At 32.2% G+C, this 13204-nt stretch carries 10 protein-coding genes; 2 read left to right on the top strand and 8 right to left on the bottom strand.

Annotated elements, in window-relative coordinates; genetic code table 11:
- Positions 1-39 precede the first annotated feature (39 nt).
- The 5 genes from EOV51_RS06370 to EOV51_RS06350 are packed head-to-tail and all read right to left on the bottom strand — an operon-like array spanning position 40 to position 7585.
- On the bottom strand, positions 40-1386 hold the full coding sequence (locus tag EOV51_RS06370) for a sensor histidine kinase (RefSeq protein ID WP_128151028.1): 1347 nt from the start codon (positions 1384-1386) through the stop codon (positions 40-42).
- 20 nt (positions 1387-1406) lie between these two features.
- Positions 1407-2084 (bottom strand): response regulator transcription factor, encoded by a 678-nt coding sequence (locus EOV51_RS06365; protein ID WP_128151026.1) that lies wholly within the window; start codon positions 2082-2084, stop codon positions 1407-1409.
- 35 nt (positions 2085-2119) lie between these two features.
- Positions 2120-5218, bottom strand: a complete 3099-nt coding sequence (locus EOV51_RS06360; RefSeq protein WP_128151024.1) for an efflux RND transporter permease subunit — start codon at positions 5216-5218, stop codon at positions 2120-2122.
- A gap of 5 nt (positions 5219-5223) precedes the next feature.
- Positions 5224-6303 (bottom strand): efflux RND transporter periplasmic adaptor subunit, encoded by a 1080-nt coding sequence (locus tag EOV51_RS06355; protein ID WP_128151022.1) that lies wholly within the window; start codon positions 6301-6303, stop codon positions 5224-5226.
- Between the two features lie 4 nt (positions 6304-6307).
- Positions 6308-7585, bottom strand: coding sequence for a TolC family protein (locus EOV51_RS06350; protein ID WP_128151020.1), 1278 nt, complete (start codon positions 7583-7585; stop codon positions 6308-6310).
- Between the two features lie 200 nt (positions 7586-7785).
- On the opposite strand from EOV51_RS06350, the gene EOV51_RS06345 reads away from it, so the two are divergent.
- The gene (locus EOV51_RS06345; RefSeq protein WP_128151018.1) at positions 7786-8085 is read left to right on the top strand and encodes a monooxygenase; all 300 of its coding nucleotides are present in this window, start codon (positions 7786-7788) and stop codon (positions 8083-8085) included.
- 71 nt (positions 8086-8156) lie between these two features.
- On the opposite strand, the gene eco is transcribed toward EOV51_RS06345, so the two are convergent.
- Positions 8157-8657: a serine protease inhibitor ecotin gene (eco, locus tag EOV51_RS06340; RefSeq protein ID WP_128151017.1), complete on the bottom strand. Its 501-nt coding sequence runs from the start codon at positions 8655-8657 to the stop codon at positions 8157-8159.
- 518 nt (positions 8658-9175) lie between these two features.
- Positions 9176-9946 (bottom strand): Cof-type HAD-IIB family hydrolase, encoded by a 771-nt coding sequence (locus tag EOV51_RS06335; protein WP_128151015.1) that lies wholly within the window; start codon positions 9944-9946, stop codon positions 9176-9178.
- A gap of 102 nt (positions 9947-10048) precedes the next feature.
- Here EOV51_RS06335 and EOV51_RS06330 point away from each other — a divergent pair, with 102 nt between their 5' ends.
- The gene (locus EOV51_RS06330) at positions 10049-10480 is read left to right on the top strand and encodes a hypothetical protein (RefSeq protein WP_128151013.1); all 432 of its coding nucleotides are present in this window, start codon (positions 10049-10051) and stop codon (positions 10478-10480) included.
- An 83-nt stretch (positions 10481-10563) separates the two neighbouring features.
- Here the strand turns inward: EOV51_RS06330 and EOV51_RS06325 are convergent, their stop codons facing one another.
- Positions 10564-13122, bottom strand: a complete 2559-nt coding sequence (locus tag EOV51_RS06325) for a phosphoenolpyruvate carboxylase (protein WP_128151011.1) — start codon at positions 13120-13122, stop codon at positions 10564-10566.
- Between the last annotated feature and the right edge of the window lie 82 nt (positions 13123-13204).

The following is a 13204-nucleotide window of genomic DNA, read 5'->3' as shown; positions in this document are numbered from 1 at the left end:
GTAATTTAAAAAAATCAGATGAGTTTAAACTCTGTTTTATTATAAAAAAGATAAATTAATTTCTGTTCCTTTATTTTCTATTGAATTAATTTTATAGTTGATGCTATTTTTTTCAAATATTCGCAAAGCAATGGATAAACCAATCCCCTTACCTGAAATATTTCCTGCATTTTCAGCACGATAAAAAGGCTTACTTATTTCACTCAATTGTTTTTCCGGAATACCTATTCCATGATCCTGTATGGTCAATCCTAATTTTTTATTTACTTCAAATAATTTAATATTAACTCCATTTCCTTTCGAAAATTTTACAGCATTTTCAATAAGGTTGAACAAGGCTATGAACAACTGGGTTTTATCTATATTTATTTGTAATAGATCTTCTCTTTCAGGAGAAATCTCCCATTCAAAATTTAGCTTCTCAGTATAATCCGGATATTTACCGGAAACTTTTTTTATAATTTCAAAAATCATTTCATCAATTCTGATTTGCTCAGAAATATCAGTATTTTTTCTTAAATCAGAAACTATAAGTAGAGTTTCAAGAATTTCTTCCAACTGCTGAATTTCACTTATTAAAGTATCAGTAAGCGTATGGTATTCTTCGGGCGTTCTGTCTTTAAGAGAAAACACTTCGAGGTTACCCTGAATTGCTGTTAAAGGTGTTTTAAACTCATGGGAAACATAACTCACAAAATTTTGCTGTATTTTAAATGTATCTGAAATTTTACTGAGTAATTCATTAAAAGTTTCGGTTAAATCATAGAGCTCATCCTGAACCGTATGAGTAGTTGTTAACTGCATACTGTCTCCCGGCGACATTTCTTTCACTTGTTTTATAGTATCTCTTATGGGGCGGTAAGCAATATTTGCAATCCATTTATTTAGTAAAACGGTGGCTAACAAACCTAATATAAAAGCTGACAAAAGAATCCATATTAACGGATTTATATAGTTATATACATCTTTTTTCTTTTCTTTGGTTATAATAACAAAGTCCCCCTGATTATCATTATAATAAACTCCATAACATAAAAAATTTTCCGTGGTAAACATCAATTTCTTTTTTAACCGGATATTTTCTATGATACTAACAGAAATATCAGGAGTATTACCATAAACCAGCTGATTATCTTCATCGTAGATTTCGTAATCAGGATCGGCCATTTTTTCATATTGTTTTTTGATCTTCAGGAATTCCTTGGGACTTACTTCATCTTCTTCAAAAAAATAATGTCCGATGATCTGAGACGTCTTTTTAAGATTTCTGTAGACAGAATTTTCGATGTTCCTTTTATAAAGTCCAAAAATTAAAAGGGAAACAACGATAAAAACAATCCCCCATAAAGCTGAGCTAATTATGCTCAAACGTGTCTGTATTTTCATCGGACATTTTTATTTTTCATTTATGATTTGATTCTGTATCCTCTTCCTTTGATGGTTTCAATAATTTTATTTTTGCCTTCCCAATCTATTTTATTCCTGAGATAAGAAATATATACATCAACAATATTAGTATTTATGTCATGGTTTACGCCCCATACATTGGTCAAAATCTGCGTTCTGGAAACTACTTTATTTTTATTTTCCATCAGAAATTTCAACAATTTAAATTCCTGAATCGTAAGATTTATTTCTACGTCTCCTCTCATTATTTTGTGCTCATCTACGTGCACTATCAAATCATCACATACCAGCATTTCTGATGAAGAGTCATAACTCATTTTCACCCTTCGGTCTAGTGCATGGATTCTGGCAATCAATTCTTTAAAATGAAAGGGCTTAGATAAATAATCATCAGCTCCATAATCCAATGCACGAACCTTATCATCAGGATCTCCTAAGGCGCTAATCACTAATACCGGAACGGTAATTTTTTTATACCTTATATACTGTAATATCTCTATACCGTCTATATCAGGCAACATAATATCTAATAATATGACATCCCATTTTCCTTCATTAATCTGACTTCTGGCTTCAACCCCGTTTTCCGCCAAGGTTATAGAAAAACCGCTTTCTTCCAGACCTTTAACCATGAATTCACTTATTTTCTTATTATCTTCGACCAATAACAACTGCATAATCTAGATTTTTTAATCTTATAAAGATACTATATTTATGGTTTTAGTTTTTTATTTCTTCTATATGCGAAGTAGAAAACCTGAGGTAAAATAGTAAATGACAACAACATACATACTACTATCCCTCCTACAATCATAATTGCTAATGGTTTTTGCACTTCTGACCCCATACCGTTAGACATGGCTGCCGGCAATAGCCCCATAGACCCCATCAAGGCAATCATTAAAACAGGTCTGATTCTACTTTTTACTGCACTATCTATAGCTTCTCTTAAATTTCTCATGGTACTCATTTTCTTTTTCATCAATGCTATAAGCAATATACTGTCAATAGCCGTAATTCCGAAAAGTATAATAAAACCAATACCTGCCGAGATTCCAAAAATAGTACCTGTTGCCCAAAGCGATATAAATCCACCAATGAATGCATATGGCATGGCGCTGGCTGCTATTAAAGTATCTTTAACTGTGCGGAAATTCATATATAGTAAAAATAGTATAAGTAAAATTACACAGGGAACTATCACCATAAGCCTATGTGTAGCTCTTTGCTGACTTTCAAATTCCCCGGCCCAAACCATTTTATTTCCATGTTCCAGCTTTACTCCCTTATCTACTTTTTCTCTTGCTTCGGCTATGGTAGAACCTAAATCCCTGTCCCGGATACTAAAACCTACTCCAACATATCTGCTGCTACCATCTCTATATATAAAGGTAGGACCAGAAACAAACGTTATATCTGCTATTTCTTTCAACGGAACATATTTACCATCCATGGTAGGAATAAGAATTTCGCCAATTTTGTCTTCATTATCTCTGTATTCTTTTTGAAAACGAACCCTTACATCAAAAATACGTTCTCCTTCATAAAACTCAGTAGCTGCTTTACCCCCAATAGCCATTTCAACTACCGCTTGTGCATCATTCATAGATACCGCATATCTTGCCATACGTGACTCAGACAATTTAATCTGTAATTCAGGTAAACCTATACTTCTGAAAACATTAACATCGTCAACACCATTTACATTTTTAATGATGGATGCTGTCTGGTCTGCTAGCTTTTCTAACTGATGAAGATCATCCCCGAATATTTTAATTACCAACGAACTTTTTACACCTGCTACATACTCTTCCACATTATCCTGAATCGGCTGGCTGAAACCGAATATAGTACCGGGATAAATATCGAGTGCTTCTTTCATCTCAGCAATCAGGTCATCTTTTGAAATTTTTCTTTTCCACTGGTTTTCCGGTTTTAATTCCGTATGAAATTCAATATTGAAAAATCCTGTTGCATCAGTTCCGTCATTGGGTCTTCCTGTTTGTGTTAAAACGAACTTAACTTCATCAAATTTCCTCAGCTTTTTCTTCATTTCTTTGGTAATCCGTACCGATTCGTCCAGATTAATACTATTGGGAAGGGTAGCCCTGATATATATAGCCCCTTCATTCATACTCGGTATGAATTCGGTTCCCCAAAAGCTAAACCTGGCAGCACAAGCAACTAATACTATTAAAAATGCTGCTATACTTGCTTTTCGATGCCTGGACGCAAATTCATATATTTTATATAGGTTGGATGTAAAAAATCGACTTATCTTATTGGTTTTTTCTTTCATAGGCTTGTTTAGCAATATTTTACACATAACCGGCACATATGTGATTGCTAAAATTAACGATCCTAACAAAGCATATCCTAAGGTAAATGCCAAGGGTGAAAACATTTTACCTTCGACCTTCTGAAAAGAAAAAATAGGGAATAGTGCAACAACCAGAATAATCTGCGCAAAAAAGATATGAGAAGCAACAGAACCGGAGCTTTTCTTTATAAGACCACCTTTAGCTAATTTTGTGTAACGTACATCTCCCAATTGATCTGTTTTTTTGACCATTGCCACAAATATGATCTCAACAATTACCAATGTTCCTTCGAGTAACAGTCCAAAATCAAGTGCTCCCATGGAAATTAAGTTAGCAGGTAATCCCTGAATTCTAAGCATAATAATTGCAAAAAGGAAAGACAATGGAATTACTGTTGCTACAATTAGAGTGGTTCTCCAGTTAAAAAGGAATATAAATACAACGATTGAAACCAGTATAATCCCTTCTATAAGGTTTTTCATTACTGTATGCACCGTAGAATCGACAAGATTAGTTCTATCGATAAATGGTTCCATTTTTACATCTTCCGGTAATATCCGCTCATTTAATTCTGATATTTTTTCTTTAAGATTTTTGATTACTTCTCCAGGGTTCTGCCCTCGTAACATGACTACAATTCCCTGTACAACATCATCTTTATCATCAAGCCCAACCTGACCTAATCTCGGTTTTGCTCCTACACTCACAGTCGCTACCTGCTTTACTCTGACTGGTGTACTTCCTTTTACTTCTATCAGTATGTTCTCTATATCTTTCACACTTTCTAAAAGACCGATCCCTCTTACAACGTAGGCCTGATTACCTTTTTGAATAACATCTCCTCCTACATTTATATTACTGTTTGAAATTGCTTCGTATACTTCTAAAGGAGACAGATCATAGTTTGCTAATTCGATAGGATTAACTTTTATTTCATAAATTTTTTCTTCGCCACCAAAACTATTGATACTGGCTACTCCGGGAACTGAAAGCAATTCTCTTTCTATTACCCATTCATTTAATGCTGCTACTTCCCGGATAGGTAAATCACTTTTAACAACGTACCGGTAAATTTCTCCGGTAGCTCCTGACGGGGGTTCTATTCCTGCATCTGCTCCATCCGGGAGATCAAGTCCCTGCATTCGGTTAGATGCATACTGTTGTGCAAAAAAGTCATCAACACCATCTTCAAAAATCACTGTAACCACCGACAACCCAAATAACGAAGTTGATCTTACATCTGTTTTCCTGGGTATGGTATTCATCTCCCTCATCACAGGAAGTGTTACAAATTTTTCTATTTCTTCTGCACTTCTTCCCGGCCATTGAGTGATAATTCTAACCCGTGTGTTGGTAACATCCGGATAAGCTTCTATAGGGGTATTGAAATAACAGACAACTCCTCCTATGGCTAAAAGCACAGTTAGGAATAGTACTAATATATGGTTACGGAGCGAAAATGCAATACATTTCTCTACAAACTTATGCATGGGATTTATTTATTTTTTAAGTGTGAATAGATAAGCAACTGATCTTTGATAACCACTTTTTCTCCTTCAGAAATTCCGGATGCTATATAAGCGGTATCTTCATTATGCCCTAATAACTTAATTTCTTTTATTTTAAAATTATGATTGGATTCTTCTACAATAACAAAGTCTTTGTTTTCATCGAAAATAAGTGCTTTTACAGGCACTGAAACTTTCATGTTTTCTGTATTGTTTTTTAATTTAATAATCATTGACATTTCCGGCTTGAATTTAAGCTCCGGATTAGCCATCACAATACGTGCTTTTAAAACTCTTTCTTCAGAATCAAAAACCTGGGAAATATGAGTGACACGACCTTCAAAAACTTCTCCCGGATAAGACAATGATGTCATTTCAACCGGCATTCCTTCTTTTACAAACTGTAAATTGCTTGCATATACATTCGCACTTATCCAAACCTGACTTAAGTCGGCTACAGTAAAAAGAGGATCGGAATCTGGAGAGATACTCATACCAGAAGCTATATTTTTACTCACAATATATCCGGACATGGGTGATGTAATTGAAAACCCACCTTTGCTATTTGTTCCGGTTACCTGCATGTCTGAATTTACCCTTCCAAGTTCAGCGGATGCCTGCCTTACTTTTGCACGAGCTTCTGCTAATTCTGTATCTGACAACATATTGTCTTTATGCATGGATTCTGCACTTTGCAATTCTCTTTTAGCAGTCATCAACTCAGCCTGCAAGGAGGCTTTTTCAGATTTCAGTGAATTTACCTCCATACTTTTAACATAGGCAAGTACCTGACCTCTTCCTACTTTATCTCCTAAAGAAAAAAATGTATTAGTTACTACTCCGTTAATTATGGGTGAATATTCGACTATTCTATCCGGATCGTATTCTACTTTACCGGTAAGAACCAAATCTTCTTCCTGAGATTTCAATACTGCAGAAACAGTTTTTACATTTTTTAAAAATGCTTCGCTAACGGGAGTTTCCTGATTTTTCTTATCTTTCTCTCCTTCTCCGGAACATGCGACAAATAAATAAGTGGCTGTAAGTATAAATGATATTCTCCTCATAATTTTATTTTATTTCAACACCTGTAGCGTATTGTAATTGTTCAAATTGTACAAACATATTTTTTCTTGTATTTAACATGGTTTGCTTATTGGTTTTATAGGCTTCCATAAAATCAATATATTCGAGCATGCTGATATTTCTTTTCATTAAATTTCTTGTGTATGCATCAATCATGAAATCCAAATCCTGTGACAGATTTTCATTTTCGATCTCTTTTTGTAAATCATAAGTAATTTTATAGTTATTAAATGCTTCTGCAACTTCTTGCCTGGCAACATTTACTTGATTTTGAGCTAAATATTTACTTTGTTCTTTTCCTAACTGAGCTGCTTTGATATTTCCTTTATTTCTGTTTAATATGGGTAAATCGAAACTCACACCAAAACCTACATAATCTTTCCATACTCCACCTGCTCTGTCATATCCTGCTGAAAAAGTTAAATCGGGTACACGCTGTGCTTTTTCATAAGCCAGATCTTTATCAAAATATTCGATTTGTAAATTTGCTTTTTTAACATCCGGCCGGTTTTCAGCTGCTTGATTCAGCAATGTATCTATATTTAAGATATCCGGTGATTTTATATCCTGATTATTTTCATCGATGACCAACATACTAGTTGATTCCATACTCAAAAGTGATTTTAACACTCTCTGCTTCTCATTAAAGTCTGTTTTTACTTCGTAAATTTCATTGGTTAACTCTAACAATGATGATTGTAAACGTATCAATTCATTTTTCGCAATATTACCTTGTGAAACCTGATTTTTGTATGCAGATATTAATCCTCTTATTAATTCTTCTTGTTTAGATAAGATTTTCTGATAATCCTGTAAATAAATTATTTCCTGAATGGAAGTTCTCAGCTCTAACTTTAAAGCTCTGATCACTTCTTCGAAATCCTGTATAGCCATTTCTTTAGAAACTTTTTCCCTGCTAATCAATTTACCTCTTTTTCGGGCAGTTTGTACTAACTGGCTCAACTCTAATGAAAACTGCTTTCTACCTGTTTTACCAAATAGTGGTAACACCGATTCTTTTTGTGCCTCGGTTGTCCACAAATTAAAGTCTCCTAAAGAAAAAGAAGGGTTTTCCCATAATTTCGCCTGTATAACTGCTGCTTCTGCAATACCGATATTCATTTGCTCAGCCAGCAATTCAAGGTTTTGATTTAGAAACAGGGACTCAATCTGTTCCTGGCTTATCTTTATGCTATCCTGCTTTTGAGCGGAAACGTAAATGGCAGTAAAAAAACTTAGTATTAAAAATCCGTATTTGTACATTATAGGTGGAATATTTTATCTCGAGCAAAGATATTCTACATATATTAAAAAGCGGTTTAATGTAAATTAATTTCTTATTAATCCAACATTAGAAATAGATTAGAAAATATTTATTTACGGTTTTTGTAAGCATTAATTATAACATAACGGATGTACAAAATCTGCTTATATTTGTGTTAAAATAACATAAAAATTAAACTATGATTTTAATTCAATTAAGTTTTGATTTTCCTCCGTCCATGATGGGAGAAGAACTGGTAAAAGTAGGTAAAGATCTTGCTGACAGTATTAATAATGAGGCTGGTTTTATTTCTAAAATATGGACGGAAAACCCGGAAACAGGAAAGGCTGGTGGCATTTATTTATTTGAAAATAAGGAAACGGCTGAAAATTATATGGATATGCACGCCAAAAGAATTCAAGGCTTAGGAATTGAAAAGTTTGATGTACAATACTTTTCAGTAAATGAAACTCTCTCTAAAATTAATCGTGGAATTTAAACCCTATGTTATTATAAAAAAACCTTCTTAGAAATTCTAAGAAGGTTTTTTGTATAGGTTTTAAAATTTTTTTAGTTAGCTGATGAATTTTTAAGCTTTCCTGCTTCCCATATTTTATACTTAATTTCATACCCTTTAGGTGCATAAACAACAATCGGCAACTTACTGTTATACCTTACCATCATTGATTCTGATGATATGAATTTGTTGCTATTTGTTTGGTTAGGACATCCTTTGCGTGTCGAAATAGCATTACCTTCTGAAGAAAATTCAAAATAGGTATATCCCCATCCTTCCAAATCTTTTTCTTCTGTTTTCCCTATTAACCTATGAATATTACAATCAACATTCATTACTTTTCCAGGAATTAATTCTACCTTATATAAATCTTCGTTTGACTTTTTATCTAAAAAAATAACATAACGTACCATTCCTTCTTTAGCTGCCGGGAAATGTGAAAGTTCTTTTTTAGGATCATTTTCATCAATAATTTGATCTTTAGAATGTTTACCGAAAGACATAATAAGACTTCCTAAAACTGCTACTACTAAAATTTTTGTTACTAGTTTCATTGTATTTTATTTAAGATTTATTAATTTTTCTTATTAGATTCAATTTTTAACATTTTTCCATAAATAATTTTTAAAAATTTTTATAAAAAAGATTCGGGCTGGCTTATATCATTTATATCTGTTTATACAACAACCAATTACATTTTTTTTGTATTTTATTTTTTTCAATATTATTACCATTTTATTTATATTACACAAATTATTCCATCTACATAACAGCCTCGTTATTATACGTCACTTAAGTTTATTGAAAAAGCGCAAAATATTAAAACATTTTATGTATAAAACATCTTATGAATTATAAAGTGAAAAATAATTGTCTTTATCAAAATTATATTGTAAACGCATATATCTTCGTCATATAAAGGTGTTATTTTACGAAAAATACTTTTTAATCTGGTCTAAAGAAGGCAGAAAAAATTACTAAACTCTACATCTACCAATTATTCAAATATATAATAATTGAAAACTCATATAATTATCTTTGAAGGATTTATATAAACGACGTATTTCTAGTTTTAAATTAAGCCATAGTGCTTTAATGCATTAACCACTCCGTCATCATCTACATGTGAGGTAATAAATCCTGCATGAGACTTTACTTGCTCTGAAGCATTTTCCATTGCAACACTATATTTAGCCACTTCCAGCATGGATATATCATTTTCCCCATCACCTATTGCCATAATCTCATCTGGGGAAATATGATAGTAATCTAACATTTTTAAAATTCCGTTTTTTTTATTCCCTCCTTTAGGATTTATATCCATAAACAAAGGATGCCAACGAGTTATTTCACATAAAGGAAGCTTGCTTTTCACTTCTTTTTCTTCTTTTTCAGTAACAAAACATACAATTTGGAATATTTCTTTATCAGAAAACTGACTTAATTCTTCTATCTGTATATTATTAACTTTTACTTCTTCAAGGACTTTTTCTACTTTATGATTTATTTTGTTAAGATAAACATTATTTTCTTCAAAAAACATATACGCTTCCCCGGTATCTTCAGCAAGTTTTATTACCGATTGAACCGTATTTTTATCTATCGGCTTTTTATATATTATCTCTTTATCATTATAACAATATTGACCATTCATGGTCACATGCCCCTCAAATTCAAATCCTTCAAAACGATCTACTTCCAACTTGTGCCTTCCTGTAGCAATAAAAAGTTTAATACCGTCTTGCTTAACTTGATGAAGGGCATCTAATGTATGGGATGATATTTTATGAGTGTTAAAACTTATCAATGTTCCGTCTATATCAAAAAAAATAGCCTTTATCATATTTATTATATAAAAATCAAATGTAATTCTTATTATTTTTAGAAACACGATTTTAAATGAAATAAAAATCCGTTTTTTTAGTTATGAATTAAAAAATTAATAATGAAAAGACTCTCTCTTCTGCTTATTTTCGAACTTCTTATTTCGCTTAGTGCCGGTTTTTTAATGTCAAAGATGTCTTGGCTGGGGCGAATGGGAATTAATTTAATACGAACTGAATATAAAATTTTTAAAACCTGGTGGAAAACTGCGCTTGTAATTTTTGCTATTCAGGTTTTTCTCATCTTCTTACAATGGATTGTTAAAAGAACTTGCAGATTAAATACAGCCAGACTGATTTTTTTTCTTTTACTTTTAACCGGAATTGTTGGAATAGGATATACCTATTATGATTTTTCAACTGTATATGAACACAGACTAATGAAAGAACGTTTCCATTTGGGCGGATATTTGTTCTGGATTGGATGGATTTCTTCTAATTTGTATTTTCTGGTTACTCCTTATTCTAAAGTTAAACCTACTAACAACTTATAAAAAAAAGAGAGTATACTGAAATATACTCTCTTTTTAATTTTATTAGTAACTATATATAAATATAATAAACTGCAAACGTGTTATTACGCTGAGTTTCTACTAGCGTTTATAATACCAAACAATGTACGTACTAACATCCTTTCATAGGTTAGGCGTTCCTCATCAGTTTCTGCTTCATGTATTTTCTGCAAAGAATATTGCTGTATAATAAGTAATGGCAGCATAATTTTTTCACGACAAAGAACAGACAAACGATTCATTTCTTCTTTTTCCATCAAAAGATTTTGTTTACTTACCTCCAATAATAGATCCTTGGTCAAAATAAATTCATTGTTTAATTCATTCCAAAAATCCGAAAATTTATCATTATTCTTCATATAGGAAGTTAACTGAAAATTACACTTAATCATGGACATCATACTATTTTGTACTAAAGTTCTGAAATATAACGATCTTTGATACAAATCTTGAAGTTCATGCATTTTGCCTTCTTCTTTAAGCTGTTTTACAGCAAAACCAAAACCGAAATAACCGGGAACGTTTTGTTTGGATAAACTCCATGAACCTACAAAAGGAATAGCTCTTAAGTCTTTAAACTGTAATCCGCTTGTTTTTTTTCTTTTAGAAGGTCGACTTCCAATATTCGCTTTACCGTAATATTCAACAGTGGTTCTTTCTTCAAGATAAGAAATAAACTGTGGATGTTCTTTTAATTCCTGGTATTTCTGATAACTAATTTTCGATAATTCATCCAGGATATTCCTATCTTCTTCAGTTAAGTTCAATTTTTTGTTTTCAAAGACCCGATTAGATATTCCTGCAGTAATTAATTGCTCAAAATTATGTTTTGCCTGGTTTACTGAACCATAAGATGATGATATGGTTTGCCCCTGGATAGTCAGCTGTATCTGATTAGAGGCTATAGTAGGACCCTGAGAAGCATAAAACTGTCTTGTTTTACCTCCGCCTCTTGCCGGAGGACCTCCTCTACCATCAAAAAACAATACTTCTACTTTATTTTCTTTTGAAACTGTCGTTAACTTTTCTTTAGCTTTAAATATTCCCCAATTTGCTTTTACATAACCTCCGTCTTTTGTTCCGTCAGAAAATCCCAACATGATTGTTTGTCGTTCATTTCTTCTCATCAAGTGATTTCTGTATAACGGTAAATTATATAGCTGAGACATTACATCTTCAGCATTATCAAGCCCCTCAACGGTTTCGAAAAGCGGAATAATATCCATATTTATCTCATAGCTTTTATATCCGCAAAATTCAAATAGTGCTAAAACTTCCAACACACTAAAAATAGTTGTTGAATTGCTGATTATATATCTATGAATAGCCTGCTCTCCGTTATCTTTTTGTATTTGTTGTAATTGCTTGATATTCCTGATAGTATCTTTAATAATTTCTTCTTCGAAATCTTCTTCCTGGATTAAAATATTGGATTGAAAAAGTATATAAAACTTTTCTTCCTTATCCATCTCATTATAAGATTTGTCAGATAGATTATACCTTTTAACAATAGCATTTATTATGTGATTATGAATTCCACTATCCTGACGAATATCTAATGATGCAAAATGTCTTCGGAAAGTTTTAACCTGCCTTGAGAATCTGTCAAGCTCATTAAGAAAGATACCATCATGCTCTTTAATTAAAATTTCGCGTACCTCCGCAATTTTCGATAAAATGATACCGGTTGTCAAATCACTACGAACACCAAAAGAGTTTTCATAAATTGAATCTGATAATTCTCCTAATTTTTCATAAACCCCTCTGAAAGTTAATCTTCTGGAAATTTTTTTCAGATCGTTATAATAGCATTTCATAATGCTTGTTCTTAATTCTTCTGTAACCTTTTTAGTTATTTCAGCTGTTACAAAAGGATTTCCATCCCTGTCGCCACCCGGCCAAAACCCTAATTCCATTACCGGGATAAATTCCTGTTCTTGTTTATAATGCTCTAAAAATAATTTTTCATGAAGCTGACCGATGGCATCATAATAAACATAACGCAAATAATAAATTATACTATCGGCCTCTTCCAAAGGTGTTGGTTGCGTCTTATTAATAAAAGGAGTTTTACCTAATTGCTGAAGTAAATCATTGATACGGTTAATATCATTTTTTTGAATAGCATCTGTTAAGTCAGCTATAATTCTTAAAACTGGATTAGGATAAAACTGAGTAGGGTGAGCAGTAAATACCACTCTGACTTTAAACGTCTTTAATTCTTCAAAAACTTCATCCAGCTTTTTTTGCTGCTGTGCTACCTGATATAAGTTTTCAAGTGTTCCTTTCTGATGGTTTAAAGCAATTATATTATCAAATGATGCATCTTCTACAGAATCAAATAAAACGACTTCTCTTTCTATAAACTGAATAATTCTGAACAATAAATTTCTTCTATCTTCATCATTCTTTATATGGGCAAACTTAGTTAGAAAAGTTTCGATAATATCTTTGGGGTTTTTAGATTTTTTTAGCTCCTTACTGCTTAAATCATACAACATTGGTGTTAATGCCCCAATCTTCCCCATGTCATCATAGGGTAAATTTGAAAACAAACTATTGTAAACAATATATTTATTTTCAACCTCTTGCCTGAATGTGTTTTCAGCTATGTCCTTATTCATAATGTTTTATGTTGATTTACCAAATTTAGAAATTTTAATTCAATACTAATTTATTTTGAAACAAATTAATAATCAAAAATTT

Source organism: Apibacter raozihei (assembly GCF_004014855.1).
Taxonomy (GTDB): domain Bacteria; phylum Bacteroidota; class Bacteroidia; order Flavobacteriales; family Weeksellaceae; genus Apibacter; species Apibacter raozihei.
This window is presented reverse-complemented; position numbering and strand designations above follow the sequence as displayed.

Coding starts and splice junctions, on each gene's coding strand:
- EOV51_RS06370 (WP_128151028.1), bottom strand. CDS start 1,386: ATGAAAATACAGACACGTTTGAGCATAATTAGCTCAGCTTTATGGGGG.
- EOV51_RS06365 (WP_128151026.1), bottom strand. CDS start 2,084: ATGCAGTTGTTATTGGTCGAAGATAATAAGAAAATAAGTGAATTCATG.
- EOV51_RS06360 (WP_128151024.1), bottom strand. CDS start 5,218: ATGCATAAGTTTGTAGAGAAATGTATTGCATTTTCGCTCCGTAACCAT.
- EOV51_RS06355 (WP_128151022.1), bottom strand. CDS start 6,303: ATGAGGAGAATATCATTTATACTTACAGCCACTTATTTATTTGTCGCA.
- EOV51_RS06350 (WP_128151020.1), bottom strand. CDS start 7,585: ATGTACAAATACGGATTTTTAATACTAAGTTTTTTTACTGCCATTTAC.
- EOV51_RS06345 (WP_128151018.1), top strand. CDS start 7,786: ATGATTTTAATTCAATTAAGTTTTGATTTTCCTCCGTCCATGATGGGA.
- eco (WP_128151017.1), bottom strand. CDS start 8,657: ATGAAACTAGTAACAAAAATTTTAGTAGTAGCAGTTTTAGGAAGTCTT.
- EOV51_RS06335 (WP_128151015.1), bottom strand. CDS start 9,946: ATGATAAAGGCTATTTTTTTTGATATAGACGGAACATTGATAAGTTTT.
- EOV51_RS06330 (WP_128151013.1), top strand. CDS start 10,049: ATGAAAAGACTCTCTCTTCTGCTTATTTTCGAACTTCTTATTTCGCTT.
- EOV51_RS06325 (WP_128151011.1), bottom strand. CDS start 13,122: ATGAATAAGGACATAGCTGAAAACACATTCAGGCAAGAGGTTGAAAAT.